Annotated in this window: 14 protein-coding genes; 5 read left to right on the top strand and 9 right to left on the bottom strand. The window is 63.4% G+C overall.

The window, feature by feature from the left end:
* Positions 1-23: 23 nt before the first annotated feature.
* Positions 24-2,261, top strand: a complete 2,238-nt coding sequence (locus AR539_RS12900; RefSeq protein ID WP_082699359.1) for a transglycosylase domain-containing protein — start codon at positions 24-26, stop codon at positions 2,259-2,261.
* Between the two features lie 98 nt (positions 2,262-2,359).
* Here AR539_RS12900 and AR539_RS12895 read toward each other — a convergent pair whose 3' ends face one another.
* Positions 2,360-3,040: a hypothetical protein gene (locus tag AR539_RS12895; RefSeq protein ID WP_231728609.1), complete on the bottom strand. Its 681-nt coding sequence runs from the start codon at positions 3,038-3,040 to the stop codon at positions 2,360-2,362.
* A 252-nt stretch (positions 3,041-3,292) separates the two neighbouring features.
* Here AR539_RS12895 and AR539_RS12890 point away from each other — a divergent pair, with 252 nt between their 5' ends.
* A complete protein-coding gene (locus AR539_RS12890; RefSeq protein ID WP_066437512.1) occupies positions 3,293-5,455 on the top strand; it encodes a transglycosylase domain-containing protein in 2,163 nt (720 codons plus the stop codon).
* Positions 5,456-5,485: 30 nt separating this feature from the next.
* Here the strand turns inward: AR539_RS12890 and AR539_RS12885 are convergent, their stop codons facing one another.
* The 4 genes from AR539_RS12885 to AR539_RS12870 all read right to left on the bottom strand — a co-directional run bounded on the left by AR539_RS12885 (position 5,486) and on the right by AR539_RS12870 (position 9,658).
* Positions 5,486-5,830 carry a hypothetical protein gene (locus AR539_RS12885; RefSeq protein ID WP_066437510.1) on the bottom strand — a complete coding sequence of 115 codons (345 nt, stop codon included), beginning with the start codon at positions 5,828-5,830 and terminating at the stop codon, positions 5,486-5,488.
* Between the two features lie 229 nt (positions 5,831-6,059).
* Positions 6,060-7,148, bottom strand: a complete 1,089-nt coding sequence (locus tag AR539_RS12880; RefSeq protein WP_066437507.1) for a class I SAM-dependent methyltransferase — start codon at positions 7,146-7,148, stop codon at positions 6,060-6,062.
* A 207-nt stretch (positions 7,149-7,355) separates the two neighbouring features.
* Entirely contained in the window at positions 7,356-8,990 is a 1,635-nt protein-coding gene (locus AR539_RS12875) for a LuxR family transcriptional regulator (RefSeq protein WP_066437504.1), read from the bottom strand.
* Between the two features lie 50 nt (positions 8,991-9,040).
* Positions 9,041-9,658 (bottom strand): hypothetical protein, encoded by a 618-nt coding sequence (locus AR539_RS12870; protein WP_197410636.1) that lies wholly within the window; start codon positions 9,656-9,658, stop codon positions 9,041-9,043.
* A gap of 205 nt (positions 9,659-9,863) precedes the next feature.
* Here AR539_RS12870 and AR539_RS12865 point away from each other — a divergent pair, with 205 nt between their 5' ends.
* From AR539_RS12865 to AR539_RS19075, 3 genes are read left to right on the top strand one after another with little or no spacing between them, the layout of a single operon-like run.
* Positions 9,864-10,703, top strand: coding sequence for a sce7726 family protein (locus AR539_RS12865; RefSeq protein ID WP_066437501.1), 840 nt, complete (start codon positions 9,864-9,866; stop codon positions 10,701-10,703).
* Positions 10,585-11,559 (top strand): sce7725 family protein, encoded by a 975-nt coding sequence (locus AR539_RS12860; protein WP_157361011.1) that lies wholly within the window; start codon positions 10,585-10,587, stop codon positions 11,557-11,559. Before AR539_RS12865 ends, AR539_RS12860 begins: the two co-directional genes overlap by 119 nt.
* Positions 11,552-12,592 (top strand): RES family NAD+ phosphorylase, encoded by a 1,041-nt coding sequence (locus tag AR539_RS19075; RefSeq protein WP_157361010.1) that lies wholly within the window; start codon positions 11,552-11,554, stop codon positions 12,590-12,592. Before AR539_RS12860 ends, AR539_RS19075 begins: the two co-directional genes overlap by 8 nt.
* A 122-nt stretch (positions 12,593-12,714) precedes the next feature.
* Here AR539_RS19075 and AR539_RS12845 read toward each other — a convergent pair whose 3' ends face one another.
* The 4 genes from AR539_RS12845 to AR539_RS19070 all read right to left on the bottom strand — a co-directional run bounded on the left by AR539_RS12845 (position 12,715) and on the right by AR539_RS19070 (position 17,381).
* The gene (locus AR539_RS12845; protein ID WP_066437488.1) at positions 12,715-14,067 is read right to left on the bottom strand and encodes an SMODS domain-containing nucleotidyltransferase; all 1,353 of its coding nucleotides are present in this window, start codon (positions 14,065-14,067) and stop codon (positions 12,715-12,717) included.
* Positions 14,064-15,047, bottom strand: coding sequence for an SAVED domain-containing protein (locus AR539_RS19380; protein ID WP_197410635.1), 984 nt, complete (start codon positions 15,045-15,047; stop codon positions 14,064-14,066). Before AR539_RS19380 ends, AR539_RS12845 begins: the two co-directional genes overlap by 4 nt.
* Before the next feature lie 571 nt (positions 15,048-15,618).
* A complete protein-coding gene (nrdF, locus tag AR539_RS12840) occupies positions 15,619-16,593 on the bottom strand; it encodes a class 1b ribonucleoside-diphosphate reductase subunit beta (protein WP_066437486.1) in 975 nt (324 codons plus the stop codon).
* Positions 16,590-17,381, bottom strand: a complete 792-nt coding sequence (locus tag AR539_RS19070) for an NUMOD3 domain-containing DNA-binding protein (protein WP_231728608.1) — start codon at positions 17,379-17,381, stop codon at positions 16,590-16,592. Before AR539_RS19070 ends, nrdF begins: the two co-directional genes overlap by 4 nt.
* Positions 17,382-17,383: the final 2 nt, after the last annotated feature.

Raw genomic sequence — 17,383 nt, 5'->3', positions numbered from 1 at the left:
CAGCACGCCCCTAGGGTCAGTGCATGGCTCGACCGCGACCTCCGCTGTCCAGGGCCCTTCGGGGGATACTGGCGTACGTCACTGTGAGCGTGGTCTGCGGGGTTCTTGCCGCCAGCCTGGTGGTGCCCGCCGTTGCCGGGGCCGGCGTCACCCTCCGGGAATCGGTGGGGTTCTTCAACGGCCTTCCCGGCGAACTGACCATCGAACCGCCGTCGCAGTCCACCACGGTCCTCACCGCGGACGGCAAGACCATCGCCACGTTTTACGCGGAGAACCGCGTGCGCGTCAGCCTGGCTGACATGTCGCCCTACATCAAGGATGCGATAGTCGCCATCGAGGACCGGCGCTTCTACGAGCACGCCGGCATTGACCCGCAGGGCATCCTGCGAGCGCTGGCGTCCAACATCACCAACGGCGGCAGGCAGGGTGCCTCCACCCTGACGCAGCAGTACGTCACCAACGTCCTCAACGAGTCCCTGGTGTCTGCGGACAAGGGCGACCGGATTGTCCTCAACGGGCAGAAGAGCATCGGGGACAAAGTCCGCGAGATGCGGCTGGCCATCGAGTTGGAGAAGAAATACACCAAGGCCCAGATCCTCGAGGGCTACCTCAACATCGTGTTCTTCAGCCGGGACGCCTACGGGATCGAAGCCGCGTCGCGCCACTTCTTCAACACCACGGCCAAGGACTTGACCCTGCCGCAGGCCGCCGTCCTGGCCGGGCTGGTGAAGAGCCCCAGCTTCTACAACCCCTCCCTGTATCCCGAGAACACCCTCCAGCGCCGCAACCAGGTCCTCGACGCCATGCTGGAACTGGGCCGGATTTCCCGGGCGGAGTACGACGCCGCTGTTGCCACCGGGATTGACCTGAACCTCAACCCGGGACGGCAGGGCTGTGCCGGCGCGGAAATGGCGCCGTACTTCTGCGACTACGTGTCCCATCTGATCCTGAATAACCCGGCGTACGGCGTCGACCTTCCCTCGCGCGTACGGAAGCTGTACCGGGGCGGCCTGACCATCACCACCACGCTGGACAGTCGGCTGCAGTCCGTGGCGCAGGCGCAGGTGGATGCCACGGCCGGGGCCAACCCGGACAAATGGGGCGCCTCGCTGGTGTCCGTCGCGCCGGGGACGGGGAAGATCCTGTCCATGGCGCAGAACACCGTCTTCCTCCCCGAGGAGGGGAAGTTCGACACCCAGTTGAACTTCAATGTCGATTCCAAGGACGCCAAAGGCAACGACCTGAACGGCGCCGGCGGGTTCCAGCCCGGGTCCACCATGAAACCGTTCACCCTGGCGGAATGGCTCCAGGAGGGCAGATCCCTGGCCGAGACGGTGGACGCTTCACGCCGGACGTACCCGCTCAACTTCAAGTGGCGGTCCAGCTGCGGCAAGGTGCTGGGCGCCTACAACTCAAGGGAGAAGAGCCTGGGCGCGGCGGACGACCTGCAGAACAACGACGCCGGCTACTACCGCCGGATGCGGGTGGACTACGGGCTGTACAACTCCATCAACACAGCGACATTCGCCGAAGCAGCCCAGCTGGACTTCTGCGGGATCCAGAAGATGGTGGACGCCGTCGGCATCCACAGCGGCCTGGACAACGCGCAGGTGAACATGCACCAGCTGGGCAACCTGCTGGGGGCGATCGGGGTGGCGCCGCTGGTTCTGGCCAACGCCTTTGCCACGTTCGCCAACGACGGCACCTACTGCGAGCCGATTGCCATCACGGAAGTGACCGACGCGGCCGGCCAGAACCTGGCGGCGCAGACCCCGTCCTGCCGGGAGGCCGTCAAGCCCAGCGTCGCCCGGGGCGTGAACTCCGTCCTGCAGGACGTCCTGAAGAAGGGCTCTGGCGTCTACATCAAGCCCAAGGTCCACAACAGCTTCCCGGTCGCGGCCAAGACGGGCACCTCGAACACCAACGGCGCCACCTGGGTGGTGGGATACACCACCGGCCTGGCCACCGCCTCGTTCTTTGGGGACGCCCTGGAAGGCCAGAAGCGGCCCGGCCAGAACATCACCGTCAACGGCAAGTTCTACAAAGCCATCGACGGCTACATGCTGGCCGGGCCGCAGTGGGCCAACTACATGCTCGAGGCGGGCGGGCTCTACCCGGCGGCAGCGTTCCCCCCGCCGCCGGAGCAGATGACCAAGGAACCGGGGAAGTCCGGGAAGTCCGGCACGTCCGGCACGTCCGATAAGGCGGACAAATCCGACAAGCCCGACAAGCCCGACAAGCCCGACAAGGGTGAGGACTGAACTGCCGACGCCGGCAGCCGCATGCCCCTGGACGTCACCGTCCTGGACACGAACCGCCGCGGGTGATGGCACAGGTCTCCGGACCGGTCCCTGGCGGCTCAAGCGCCAGCTGACTCGGCCCGGTGTTTGAGATTCGAGAACTGCCGGGTCTGCATGACCCAGTGGGCCGGCTCCAGCAACAAGATGCCCACAACAGGCTGCAGCCATGTCGGCCGGAGCGTCCAGTACCCGCTGACGATGACCCGGGTGCCGCCGCCCGCCGCATCTCTCAGCTGAAATCCCCACAGCGAGTCGGTGAAATACCGGGGACGCCGTCCGGCAGGATCGAACGGCCGGCCGCGCAAATCAAGCGACATGCGAAGGCCTAGGAACCGTTCCGGGTCCAGGGCCGCAACTTCCCACCACTGGCTGCCGTCCGGGGTGCCGGCCAGATGGTCCCCGACCGCAATGTCCTGCCAGCCGGGATGGATGGTCCGGGTGCTGGGGTGCCCGAAGTTGTCCAGCCGGTCCCAGCTGTACCATCCTCCCCGGTCGGTTCCCATCTGCACCAGCCACGGCCAGACCCGCGAGCGGGGCGCATCGATGGTCACCGCCATGGTCCCGCTGCGGACCCCGTCCGGGATAAGTCCGCCGCCGGGATAGGGCCCGTTCGCTTCCTCCGCAGTGGCCCCGGCCCGCAGCAGCCGCGGCCTTACCACGGCCAGATACGCGGCGACGGACCCGGCTGCAGCAATTGCGGCTCCGGCCCGGAACAGCCACCGTGGTCCGCGGATTGTCATAACGTCTCCCCCTCCGGGCTCGGATGGCGCCGAAAGAATGCTGGACGCGCCGGCGCGCGTCCTGCGTGACTTCCGGTGTAACAGCCCGGGCCCGGAGGCGGGTAGAGCCCTTGGCCCTCATCGCCGTCCTTGGCGGGTCCGGCTGCTGTTCCCGCTTCACAGCACCGGCCGCCCAGTACTTCCGGCACTGGTTCTTCGGCGGAGTCCCGGCGTATTCTGGGCATCCATTTGAGCGCAACAGCTGGACAGACCATGGCGCGGAAGACACGAAGTCGAACTCGACCGGCCGCGGCCCTCTGGAGGGTCCTCGGATTCGTGGCGGTGAGCGCGATCTGCGGTGTCCTGGTCGCCAGTCTGGCGATCCCCGGCGTCGCTGCCGGCGGCATGGCCGTCAGCAGGTCCATCTCCTACTTCAACAACCTGCCGGCCCAGCTGTCGGTGGAGCCGCCGTCGCAGTCAACCAGCGTGCTGAGCGCGGACGGAAAGCCGATTGCAACGTTCTTCGCGGAAAACCGCGTGAGGATCGCACTGGACCAGATGTCGCCCTTCATCAAGGACGCGATCGTCGCCATCGAAGACAGCCGCTTCTACGAGCACGCCGGCGTCGACCCGCAAGGGATCCTCCGGGCGCTCGCATCCAACCTGACCGGCGGCGGCAGGCAGGGCGCCTCCACGCTGACCCAGCAGTACGTTACGAATGTGATCAACGAGTCCCTGTTGTCGGCGGACCGGAGCGACCAGGTCATCCTGAGCGGGCAAAAGAGCCTCGGCTACAAGGTGCGGGAGATGAAGCTCGCCATCGAGCTGGAAAAGAAGTACACCAAGGACCAGATCCTGGAGGGCTACCTCAACATCGTCTTCTTCAACCGGGACGCGTACGGCATTGAGGCTGCGGCCCGGCATTTCTTCAGCACGTCCGCAAAAGACCTCACCCTGCCGCAGTCTGCCCTGCTCGCCGGACTGGTCAACAGCCCCAGCTTCTACGATCCCACCGTCCATCCGGACAACTCCATGAAACGGCGCAACCAGGTACTGGACGCGATGCTCCGGGAGGGGAAAATCCTCCCAGCCGAACATGCGGCCGCCGTCGCGAGCGGCGTGGACCTGAAGATTACTCCTGCAAAGCAGGGATGCTCCGCGGCTGACATGGCGCCGTACTTCTGCGATTACGTCTCGCACCTGATCCTCAACGACCCGGCCTACGGGATCGACGCCGCGGACCGTGAGCAGAAGCTGTACCGCGGCGGCCTGACCATCACCACCACGCTGGACAGCAGGCTGCAGGCGGCCGCGCAGGCACAGGTCGACGCCACAGCCGGGGCCAATCCGGACAAATGGGGTGCGGCGCTCGTCTCAGTCGGGCCAGGCACCGGCAAGGTCCTCGCCATGGCGCAAAACACTGTGTTTCTGCCCGCTCCCGGAAAATTCGATACCCAGTTGAACTTCAACGTGGATGCCAAGGACGCCAACGGCAACAACCTGAACGGCGCGGGCGGCTTCCAGCCCGGCTCCACCATGAAGCCGTTCGTTTTCGCCGAATGGCTGAACGAAGGCAAGTCCATGGCAGCCGAGGTGGATGCGGCCCGGCGGACATATCCGCTGGACTTCCCGTGGAAGTCCAGCTGCGGGAAAGTCCTCGGAGCCTACAACACGGCGGAAACGGCGCTCGGCGCAGCGGAGGACCTCCAGAACAACGACGAAGGCTACTACCGCACCATGCCCGTCGACTACGGGCTCTACAACTCCATTAACACGGCGACGTTCGCTGAAGCCGCCCAACTGGACTTCTGCGGCATCCAGGCAATGGTGGACGCCGTGGGACTGCACAGCGGCGTGGACTACGCCCAGGTGAACATGCACCAGCTCGGAAACCTCCTGGGCGCCATCGGCGTGGCGCCGCTGGTTCTGGCCAACGCGTTTGCGACGTTCGCCGCTGACGGCACGTACTGCGCCCCGATCGCCATCGCGGAGGTGATCGATGCGGCGGGGCGACGGCTGCCGGTCCAGCCCAGCGACTGCCGCAGCGCGGTGAAGCCCGACGTGGCCCGCGGCGTGAACTCCGTGCTCCAGGAGGTGCTGAAGCGGGGATCCGGCATCTACATCGAGCCCAAAGTCCAGGACCGGTTCCCGGCAGCGGCCAAGACCGGCACGTCCAACAACAACGGCGCCACCTGGGTGGTCGGTTACACCAGCGGCCTCGCCACCGCATCCTTTTTCGGCGACGCGCTGGAGGGCCAGAAGCGGCCCGGCCAGAACATCACCGTCAACGGCAAGTTCTACAAGAACATTGACGGCTACATGCTCGCCGGCCCGCAGTGGGCGAACTACATGCTCGACGTCGCCGGACTCTACCCAGCGGAGCCGTTCCCGGCGCCGCCGGAGTCGATGACACAGGCGTCCAAGGACGGCGGCTGAGGGACCTGCGTCCTGTCACGTCCCGGTGTTCTACGCGGACATTCTGCCCGGATCCGAGAGGCTGCCGGCGATACTGAAGATCAGCGCCATGTAGCCGACGAAGAACACCGTCCCCAGGATGAACAAGCCGATCCCCACCCAGCCGAGCACTTGCCCTTCAGGCGCAGGCACTCCGAACGCCGCAGCCTTCTTCGCCCGGCCGATCGCCAGCGGACCGAACAGGATCCCCAGGCTGAATATCGACAGGATGCCAAACACGGTCGCCAGCCGGGCGTGCCGCATACCCTCCATGTACCAGCGCAGCTCCCCCATGGTCACCGGCCGCTGATCCTGCTGCTGGAAAGCGTTGGCTGGTCCGTACTGGCTTGTCGACATCTGTCCCCCGGTTTTCGGTTGTGTTCCCCATGGTTGCTGTCACAGCATAAGGCGCGCCGGTCCCCAGGAGGGCGATCCCGTGCCGGGGAAACGGATTAGAGATCGGCCTGCTTGACCTCTGCTGCGGTCGCCACGGCGCAGGCCGGGTTGTTGGTCGCCGTCTGCGGCCCAATGGGCGGCGCCGACGGAGCGGTGAACGGGAGTTGTCGGGGTCCGCGCTGCTGCAGCCCTACTTTCCCGCGATGAAGTAGGCGTTGAACGGATCCGACTCGACATCCCGGGATTCCACATCCGCGAAGCCGGCGTCGGCGAGCATCGACAGCGCCAGCTGTTCGCCCCAGACGGTGCCCAGCCCGTCGCCGTCGAGCCCGAGCGAAACGCTCATGCAGTGGAAGGTCGAGATCGCATAGAGGTAACTGCCCCACGGAAGGCCGATGTTCTCCTCCACCTTGCTGGATGCCTTGATGTCCACCATCAGGAAGGTCCCGTCGGCCCGCAGTGACCGGTGGATGTTCCGCAGCACTGCCGCGGGGTGCGCCTGGTCGTGGATGGCGTCGAAGGCCGTCACAAGGTCGAAGCAGGCCTCGGCGTCCAGGGCGGCCACGTCAACCACCTCGAATCTGGCGTTCGCCAGCCCCCACCGTTCCGCCTCGTCGCGGGCGGCACGGATGGCCGCTTCGGAGAAGTCGTAGCCGGTGAAGCTGCTGGCAGGGAAGGCCCGGGCCATGAGGTTGACCGCATGGCCGCTGCCGCAGCCGACGTCGGCGACGTCGATTCCGGCGGCCAGCCGCTCCGGCAGGCCGGGCACCAACGGCAGGATCACGTCCAGCAGTGCCGCGTCATTGACCGCTGCGCTGGTCTCGGCCATGTTCCGGTGGAAGTGGGGGTAGTCCTCGTAGGACAGCCCGCTGCCGTGCCGGAACCGCTCGACAATCTTCTGTTCCACCTCGCCCATCATGGAGATGTGCTGCATCAGAATGGCCATGTTGTCCGGGCCCGCGGCGCTGGTCAGAACGGCAGCATGCTCGCGGGGCAGCCAGTACGTTCCCGACTCGGGGTCGTAGCAGACCACGCCCGCCGTGGTCATTCCGCCCAGCCATTCGCGCACATAGCGCTCGTTGAGGCCGCCGGCGTCGGCAATCTGCTCACTGGTGGCAGCAGGCAGGCCCGCCAGCGTCTCGAACAGGCCCGTCTGGTGCCCCAGACTGGTCAGCAGGGCGATCGAGGCGTCGTTCAGAATGCCCAAATAGCGTCCGGCGAAAGCCTGGGCTGCGTCCGTGTCGATCTCTGCCAGGGGTACTTCTTGGTCGATGGTCATTGTTGTTCCTCCGTTTGGTACAGGCGTCCTTGCCTGAGTGATTCCAGCGTAGGAATGAGGCGGTGGCGCCGGCATCGGGCGAATGATGCGTTCCGTTTCGGGGCCCATGGGGCAAATCATGCAGGCGCCGGTCCCGTGCGGCGCGGCCATGGTCCGCAGTACGTACGACGGCGGCACTCCCCCGGGCGCCCATGGACGACGGCGGCACTAGCGGCGGGGCTCCAAGCCGTGCTCATGCGCCCAGGCTGCCGCGGCGGTGCGCGAGGAGACACCGATCTTGGCAAAGATGTTCGCCAGGTGCCGGCCTACCGTTTTCTGGCTGATGAACAGTGCCTCGGCGGTTTGCTTGTTGCTGGCTCCTGCGGCGGTGAACGCCAGGACGTCCGCCTCGCGCTCGGTCAAGCCGCCGGGAAGACGGCCGGCGAGAGCGCCGCCGTCGAGCCGTTGGACATCCGGAAGGGCGCCGAGTTCGCGGTAAATCGCCAGTGCTGTCGCGGAATCCGCGGCGGCCACGCTGGACTGCCCCAGCCCGCGGTGGGCCTGGGCGAGCATCTCATAGGCCCTGGCCGTGTCGTGGCGGGCGTGCAGGCTCCGGTAATCGTGGACCACCGACTGCAGCACGGGCAGAGCCTCAGCATAGTGCGCCTGCGCGATCAGCATGGCGGCCCGAGCCTGTCCGGCCCAGGCACGGAAGCCGGCCGTTCCGAACTCGGCCGCGGTCTGCTCCAGCCGGACGCAGAGCCGCTCGGCCTCGTCGGAGTGTCCGAGGGCAAGGGCGATTTCGACGCCGGTCACCAGCAGCCGCGCACAGGCCAGCCGGTCCCGTCCGGCCAGGGCGGCGCAAAGTCCGGCCCACGCCTCTTCCTTCTTCCCGGCAGCGTGCCGTAGCAGCGACTCGCCCGGCTGCGGTTCGGTCCCCAGCGACCATGCCCGGGCGTAGGCCTCCTCGGCGCCCGCGCTGTCGCCGCGAAGCCGGCGCAGTTCGCCCAGCTGGTAATAGGCTTCCCCCGCCACCCAGTTGTTCCGGCCCACCAGCTCCGCCCCGGTCTGCTCGATCGCCCGTTCCGCCGCGTCCCAGCCGCCCTCGATGCTCTGCAGCTGCAGCCGGTGGATACGGCAGATGCCGGCATACACCACGTCGCCCACGAACTGGCCGCCCCACTGCTCGGTGGCGTCCGTCCAGGCGCGCATCCGGGGCAGGTCTGCCAGTTCGTGGCACGCATGGATCACCGTGCAGTAGATTTCCCCGGCCCATTCCGGCGGGAGCCTGCCGGCGAGGACCGGAAGCATGGCCTCGTCCAGCTGGGCGAATCCGGCGGCGGTGCTGCCGCTGCGCAGGTCAGCCAGGCCCGCGAGCACCAGGCTCAAGGAGGTCAGTGCGGGGACGCGCATGCTCCGGCCCATGTGCTGCAGTCTGGCTGCGGTCTCGCGCGCCGGGGCCAGGTCCGCGGCGCTGAGCGCGAGGCTCGCGTCCAGATAGAGCAGATAGCCGTGCTCCGGGCCCTCCGGCAGGCCCTGCAGCAGGCCCCGGGCACGGTTCACCCAGCCGGACGCGATCACCACGTCCCCGCGGATGAACCACAGCAGCCCCAGGTGCAGGGCCTTCATGGCTGCATCCGATGCGTCGCCGTCGTCCTGGAAGCGGTAGTAGACGTCCTCGGAAATCTCCAGCGATTCCTGGACCTGGCCGAGCCACCACGCGGCCCTGCCCAGGAGGCTCAGGTCCGCTGTGTCCAGTTCCGACAATGCCCTGGCCTGGCTGAGCGCCCGGTAGGCGGCGTGCCAGTCGCCGCGGGCGTACGCCGTCCGCGCTGTGGCCACCAACCCGTCGAAGTCGTCCATCCCAGACACCACTTCAACGGTAGCGCCGGGGTGGCGGCGGGTCGAGGTGCTCAGGCATGCAGCGGGATCACGGTGCGGTACTTTCCGCCGGTGGTTTGCTCCGGCGGCTCCGCTGCGGCTTCCACCGTGACATGGGCCAAGCCAAGGCCGGCAAGCAGGGTGGCGATGCCCTCCAAGACCGTTCTCCGGACCTGTTCGGCGTCTGCGTCCGGGTCCGGGCGCAGCCTCACCGACAGGCTGGCGGGTGCGGTCTGGACCATCTGGAACAGCACCACCCCCGGGGTCCGGTCGACAATGGTCCCCAGGGCCAGAGGCGGCACCGTCACCACGCCGCCGTCGGCTGCCGGGAAGGTGAGCACGTCCGAGGCCCGCCCCTGCACCCGGATGGCCGGGGCTGTGTCCCCGCAGGGGCAGGGATCGGGCCTGACCAGGACGCGGTCACCGACGTCGTACCGGATGATGGGCTGGACGCGGTTCGCAAGGTTCGTGAACAAGACAGTGTGGGAAACGGTCCCCGGCGGCACGGGCCGGTAGCCGTCGTCGACCGGTTCGACGATCACCCAGTCCTGGAGCAGGTGCAGCCAGCCTTCACCGCAGCCGTAGGCGGCGTATCCGGATTCGCTGCACCGCTGGGCGTTGGACCAGGCCTGCGACTTAGGTGCAGTCACCGACGTTGAGTACCCCGGGCCGTCCTGCAGCCGAGAAGGAAGAAGTACCTTGTAAGCCTGTTGCTAACCTAGGAGTGCCATGACCTTAGCGACGCGTGACCTAGCGAGAGCCTCGAAGTTTCTGGGTAGCGCCCACCTTCGAAAGGTGGCAAGGCATGGCCGACGGTTGGGTCCGGATGATGCATTGGAACTGCAAGGCCTAGGCATGATGGGCTCCGATGAGACGATCGCGGACGGGCTGAGCAGGCTCCACGCCACTTTGCAGAAGAACTACCGGGTAGAGACCGTGTATAAGAACGCGATCGCGCGCAAACTTCTGGTGGGACGCCATGGTCTCCGCTCTGCCACCCTCCTGCAGGAGCTGAGGGTAAACAACTCCATCGTGGATATGGTCCTGCTCAACGGCGTGTGTGATGCCTTCGAAATCAAGACGGAGTTCGACTCCCCCGACAAACTCCGCAAACAGCTCGACGACTATTACCGGGCGTTCACGAGGGTCACCGTCGTCTGTGACGAATTAAAGGCCTCCCAGTATCTCGATCACCTCGCAGACTCCCCCGCTGGGCTCATGGTCTACACACGGAAAGGAACACTCCGCCTCGTCAGGGAGCCTCAAGTGCACACAGCCGGGTTAAACGTCGAGACCATGATGGCCGTTCTGCGGCAGGCGGAGTACATGGACGTCGTCCACAGCACCCTTGGGCCTCAGCCTGAGCAGCCGAACACGCTGAGGTACCGACACTATTTGAGCCTGGCCGAAACAATAGCCCCGACCCATTACGCTGAGCTCATGGAGCAACGGCTCAAGGCTCGACGTCCCCGTGAAACGGACGCGCTCGGGAACCCGCAAGTCGCGCCCATCATCAGTTCATTCCTAAGAGTGAATCCGACACAGAGCCAGTACCAAAACATCGTAGATTGGCTCAATGAGGGGGGCCACAACGATGTACTTTCCGTACCTACGCGGCAAGCAGTTCGAACTGCTCGCCATCAAGGAACTGGCGCCCGCGATCAGAGCCTCGGGGGCGGTACATCCGATCATTGAGCCCGTCCGGGACATCGACGCCGGCCCCACGTTGCTTCGTAACCTCGCAGCCCTCGTAGAAAACCGCATAGCCTGCACGGTGATCATTAATCCTCAGGTGGGCGACATGAAGGGGGTCTCCAAGACCGTCAACATCCTGACGCAACTGGAGCCCCTATTTGCAGCGAGCAGCAGCATGCGCGTAGGCATCCTCCTGTCCAACGAGCAGGAAATGCGACGACTGCTGGAGATCCTGGAGGGCGCTGACCGCCGCTACCGCGCCGATCTGATATACGGAACCGGCGTGATCGGTGAGAACACCATGCAGCGCCTTTCGGATCTGTGTGAAATCGTGACGCACCTTGCCGAGGACAAAAACTCCGTAAGGCGCTATCGCCGGATCTTTCCGCGACCGACGACTGCAATACTCCGGGACAACTTCGCCAAGCAGGAACGGAACCAGGATTACTATCCGCTTGAAGAATCCATCTTCACGGAAGACAACATATTCTTTGCAGAAGACGGATACCAGGGATTTGGCGATTACCAGACGATTGGGGAGGTCTTCAAGGAAGGTGGTAGCCTTCCTCGCGTTGTGGCAATCCATTTGACATACCAACACGCCCGGAACGAAGCCATATTCATCCGACATTTCTGTTCCACGCCCAACGGGTCCTCCGCCGATACCGCAGGCAAATACCTCGAGGCCTTATCCAAATTGGTGGCCTTCGCCGATGCGGCAGAACTTTCCAATCCAGCACTAGACACGTTCCGATCCCATCTGCAAAAGCAATCCTTCCCCGGACTAGGTGTGATCAAGAAGCTCTCCATTCAAAATCACATCCACGTAGCCATTGGGGCGCTGCAGCATGCCTAGTTTCAACACCTGTGCCTCCTGTTTCGGCGATGCCAGCCCAATCGGCTATCAAACCGAGGAACCCCAGGTCGGCGCCTGCACCCTCTGCGCCAATGGCACGGACGACGTCTGGCCGGCGACCGCCTGGGCCGACCCGTTCCAGCAGGTAACAGACCTTTACCGGCCAACCGATCAATCCGGGTCGCCGCTGCATGTCAGGATTCAGGACGACTGGAGCCTGTTTGCGTCACACCGTACCCCTCAGCAAAACAGGTCCTTCCTGGAAGCTGTCTTTCCTGACGGACACCAACTCCTCGACGCCGTCGCCGTCGAGCCTGTGAACGGCACCAACGTCGACAACTACTCCAGGGTCTGGGACGACTTCGCCAATGACTTGGTTAAGCGGAATCGGTTCTTCCCCTCCGGGGCTATCGACCCCCTGGTTCTGGAACACGTCATCGGACGCAGCCTCCGCCGCATCCACGCCGGGACACGGTTCTACCGCGGCCGAATAAGCCCTGATGGAAGCGCCATCCCGCGCGGAAAAATGGGAATGCCTCCGGCAATTTGGGCCACAGGTGGACGAGCCAACCCTCCAGGGATCCCGCACCTCTACCTGGCCTTTCATGAAGACACCTGCATCGCGGAAATCCGCCCTTCCACGCACAGCACACTCACCTTGGCCGCTTTCGAAACCACTGACGAAGTTACGTTTCTGGACCTTTCTGCGATCCAGCCGCTGAATCCGTTTGGCCTGGAAGACGATGAGTTCAGTCAGCTGTACAGCTACAAGCTGCTCAAGCGGCTCGGCCTCGAACTCTCAAAGCCGGTGAGGCGTTCAGACAATGGTGTGGAGTACGCCGCGAGCCAGTACATCTGTGAATTCGTGAAATCCATCGGTATCGAGGGGATCAAGTACGCCAGTTCCGTACATCCGGGAGGGCAAAACCTTGTCCTGTTCAACGACAAAAAGGTCCAGGTCACGGGCAAGCTGACCACGTATGAAATTGTCGGAGCCACCTACGCCACCAAGGCGAAGACAACAACCAGATGACGTCGACCGGGACAGTCCCCCACGGTAACAGACACCGACGGTGCGAGCGATAAGTAGGGCGGGACTGGGTTGACAAAGTCAGCGCCGGTGCCGATCGTGGAACCGACGCACGGCCACCCGGATCAGTTCGGAAGTATCGTCACGTCCTGAGTATCTGTTGCAACCGCAACCCCATCCTTGACGATCCAGGCTTCCACCCAGTGCTCGCCATGAAAGTTGCTCGATTCGGTGATCTGCTCGCCGCGGTTTCTAATTTCTCCTCGGAACATCTTGCGGCGAGCAGCCTCCTCGCCGGCGTTACGCACTTTCCAAAAGACGTCGAAAGGTTTCTCAACCGTGCAGCCCTCGATGCTGAACTTAAGAGACCGGCTCAGGGGCACGTGATTGCCGCTGCCTGCGAGTGGGCGGTAGCGACCGGTTCCCTTGCGGTTTGGCGACATTCGACCTACGACCCGAACTCTTTGTGTTGGATCCAGGGCGATGCGGATTCCATGATCCTTCTGGAGGTCCTCCTCTCCCGGAGCGTAAGACTTTTCGTAGTGGGGTGATGCGGACGCAGTTAGCGCCTCACCTTCGCTGGCCTTACGGACGGATGAGCCGAATGATTCGCCGAAAAGCTTGCGCCACTTCTCCACACTTTCGTCAGGGTCGGCCTCCAAAGCTTCAGTCATGAGTTTCGACCAGGTCTTGAGCTGGCTCTTGAGGTTTTCAAATCCGCTCTGGGTCAGTCGGTCTGCGAGGTTCTGTCCGATACGGTCGTCCACCCAGGGAGGCGTAGCCGTGTGTTGGACGTACTCATGCAAACCTCTGACAAGGGACGTAAGTGTCGCTGCGACGTTGTCGTAATCGTTTACGCCAGCGAAGGACCTTACCCGCCCCGCCAGCAACGCGGACAGCACCACCGAGGGTATTTGAACCGAGCTGCGATCACGCAGGTACTTCATGAGGCGAACCACCCGAACCAAGTGCCCGTGCGTCGTCCGGTTGTTGTCCTCGAACCAAGCGGTGTAGGCGACCGGATCCTGACGGATAAACTCGTTCCTAGTTCGGTGAGTGATGTATGTGTTTCCGTCGTCCCTGGTCACAAATGGAACCAGGTCGATGTGAAAGTCGCCCGCGTAGTCCAACTTCACGCAACGTTTTCCGACCACGGCCTTGTCACGGTATCGGGCTGACGACTCAAGCGCTTTATGCAGTGCTTGGGTATATTGCTTAGGCTCCCACCCCTCCTGCTCGACCATGGGAACGAGGACATCCGCATCGAAGTCATTACCTGTGAAAGGGCGAATGATCGTCTTGTGAGCGAATGAGCCTTGTGGAATGACATCCCCCGAGACGATGCCACCAATGTCTACATGGTCAGCGATGAAGGTGTTCACGGCTGTGACGCGCGAATGCAAGGTTTTTGTGCGGGTTGCATCCAGGTTTACGTAGTCGCGCAGGAAGAAATTAAACTCCCTGATTCTTGCTGTCATCTGACTTCCATTACTGGTTCGTAGGAACCGTCGCTGTTTCGCTGGTACAGGACCAAATCCGGCTGGGCGACGCGCATATGATGCCGTCCCATCGCGACCGCCGCTGTATTTGGCACTGCGGCAATCAGGTGAACTTTCGAGGCGTTGGGATAGGTCGCTTCGAGCAGGCTTAGTGCCCCACGCCACGATTCGGCGAAGGCGCTGAGTGCGGCGCGACTGCCGATAAGGTCGGGACCTGGAGCAGGTGTTTCGGGGCGAAGCTCCCATACTGGCATTCCAGCAAGCGCGTTCGGTATCCGTTCAGGGTTCACCCTGGCGCTGACACTAACAAGAACAACTACCCCTTCAACAGCATCCGCAACGGACGCAACTCCCGGCATGGGCATTTCTTCGACTACAAAAGCGGGATGTGTCGCCATGGCGCCAGCCGGTGGCCAAGCCCACGTATCCACTGCGTCTTCGCGTCTACGGCGGTGCAGAACGGTCTCGGTCTTGTCATCCAGGCGAGAGCCCAGATAAATAAGAACAGGAACCGGAGCGATCGCAAACACACTCAGTACTGAGGTGTCCTCTGCTCCAATAGCTTCAAACACCCTGGCGACGGTCTTGTTTATGAGCTCCTCGGCGCGTGCCCACGACCACACGGCACTCTCGGGGTCAGGCAGAGGAATTTCGAAGTAGCCGTTCCGTGTGTCTTCCCCCATTCCCGTCAGACCCTCGTGGCGCAACGCCTCCGAAATCTGGGCCCCGGACACCGGGCTGTAGGTCCCCCGCACGCTCGCAACGAGCCGAAGTACCGTTGCCGGCCTCAGCGTCGCAAAGTCTGTTACCTGCCGTACCCGCTCCTCGTGTTCCTTTTTCTTGTACGCCAGAAACTCAACCGTGTAGCTGTCTCTGTGCTGTTTGGAGTCGATCTTCTTGTGGCAGGAGTGGCACAAGAGGAACAGGTTTGGTTCCTGGGCACGCTCGTCAGCCGTCAAGGTCGACTCGCCCCTGGGTGAGTCAGGCCCTGACGTAGCACCCACGTTGTGTGCTATTTCGCCTACGGGGACTGAATGCCAAAATTGCGTCGAATCAATCAACCACTCTGAGCAGAGGACACACCGGGCCGCTGCCCGCCCCCAAATACGCTCACGCACATTCACGGGGATGGTGCTACGAGCGATCTCAGTGCTGCGTTCCTCGGTCAAAATTTGATCCTCTTTAGTCTGGATGGAGCACGCCAGCCATGTTGTCATCGCTCTCGGTCGGGAAAGCACTCGTTGAGGAAAATGGGCGCCGAAAGCTCTGAAGATGGTCGGGCTCAGTTGGGAATCGCACGACTAAGCCCGACGCTTGCCCATCTCCACAAGTAAGGCTGACGGCAGGATCAAAACCAAGATCCGTAACACTCTCCGCCGCCAGATACCGCATCGCGAATCCAGTCGCGACCCTTCGTCCGGCAAGGTTCAACTAGCTTGAAACGATGGTTCGCCTAGAATGAAACAACCTCAAGTAGCGCGGAATCTCTAACCCACGCGTGCGGGGTCGTTTCGCTGGATCAGGAGGAACCTAGAAGTCCCAGTCCTCATCCTCAGTATTAACAGCCTTGCCGATCACGTAGCTCGAACCGGACCCCGAGAAGAAGTCGTGGTTCTCGTCCGCGTTCGGGGAGAGGGCCGAGAGGATCGCCGGGTTCACGTCGGTGACGGAGGCCGGGAACATGGCCTCGTAGCCCAGGTTCATCAGCGCCTTGTTGGCGTTGTAGTGCAGGAACTTCTTGACGTCCTCGGCCAGGCCGACGCCGTCGTACAGGTCGTGCGTGTACTGGACCTCGTTCTCGTACAGCTCGAAAAGCAGCTCGAAGGTGTAGTCCTTGATTTCCTGCTTGCGCTCCTCGGACAGGCCCTCCAGGCCCTTCTGGAACTTGTAGCCGATGTAGTAGCCGTGCACGGCCTCATCGCGGATGATCAGGCGGATCAGGTCGGCCGTGTTCGTCAGCTTGGCGCGCGAGGACCAGTACATCGGCAGGTAGAAGCCCGAGTAGAACAGGAAGCTCTCCAGCAGCGTCGAGGCCACCTTCCGCTTCAGGGGGTCGTCGCCCTGGTAGTAGTCCATGACGATCTGCGCCTTCTTCTGAAGGTTCTCGTTCTCGGTGGACCAGCGGAACGCCTCGTCGATCTCCTTCGTGGAGGCCAGCGTGGAGAAGATGGACGAGTAGCTCTTGGCGTGGACGGACTCCATGAACGCGATGTTCGTGTAGACAGCCTCTTCATGCGGGGTGAGCGCGTCCGGGATCAGCGAGACGGCGCCCACGGTGCCCTGGATGGTGTCCAGCAGGGTCAGGCCGGTGAACACGCGCATGGTGAGCTGCTGCTCGGCCGGCGTCAGGGTGTTCCACGACTGCACGTCGTTGGACAGCGGCACCTTCTCCGGCAGCCAGAAGTTGTTGACCAGGCGGTTCCAGACGTCCACGTCCTTGTCGTCCTGGATGCGGTTCCAGTTGATCGCCTCGACGTGGCTAAGCAGCTTTACTTTTTCTGTCATGACTCCGACTCGCTTTCTGAAGAGAGACTTGGTTTGGCCGAGTCCTCGACGCAGTATTTGCAGTCGGCTTTCTCGATGCCTTTATTCGTGTGATGTCTGGTGTGGGCGCTTCGCTGGCTGGAAGGCATTGGACGGCCCTTCCGTACTGCTGACATTTTCGCACGGGTTTCGTCGCTGGCCTTCTTCCCGAAGTTCGGGTTGCCTGCACCCTTCTTGGCTTCGGAAAGGAGCTGCCTGGTCTCGTCCGATACCGTGTGCCCGAAGCTGGGGTGGTCCGCTCCGAATTTACCGAAGTTGGGATTGTCCGCACCGGAGTACGTTCCCCTGCGATCCTCCGACCATTTGCTGCGTTGTTCGGGACTGTGCTTGCCGCCGTAGAACGGATTTGCAGGACCTGGCCGGCTAAGTCCCTTCCGGCCGGTGCCACGGATACTTGCGGCTTCCCGCATCTCATCCGTCCACACAACTCCCGTTGGACCAAGACCGCCGGCGGAGAGATTGAGAAGGCGGTCTCCCTCACGCCGCAGGTAGCTGATCCACTCGATCTCGGCCCGCCCGAGTTCCGGCAGGCCTTCGACCCAGTCCAACTCGTCCGCGATGAGGTCAGCTGGATCGTGCTTTCGCACCCAGTCATAGAACGGCGTCTTGCGGCCCTCAGCCGCCAAACGCAGGTGCTGATGGAAACGACGACTGGCCGTCTTGGTGGTGATACCGACATAGCGGTATTCGACCTCCCGCCGAAGCCGGATGCCGTAAACCAAGCCGCCCGCCGTCGTCGTTTCCATCATTT

Origin of the sequence: Arthrobacter sp. EPSL27 (assembly GCF_001512305.1) — a bacterium.
Classification (GTDB): domain Bacteria; phylum Actinomycetota; class Actinomycetes; order Actinomycetales; family Micrococcaceae; genus Arthrobacter.
This window is presented reverse-complemented; position numbering and strand designations above follow the sequence as displayed.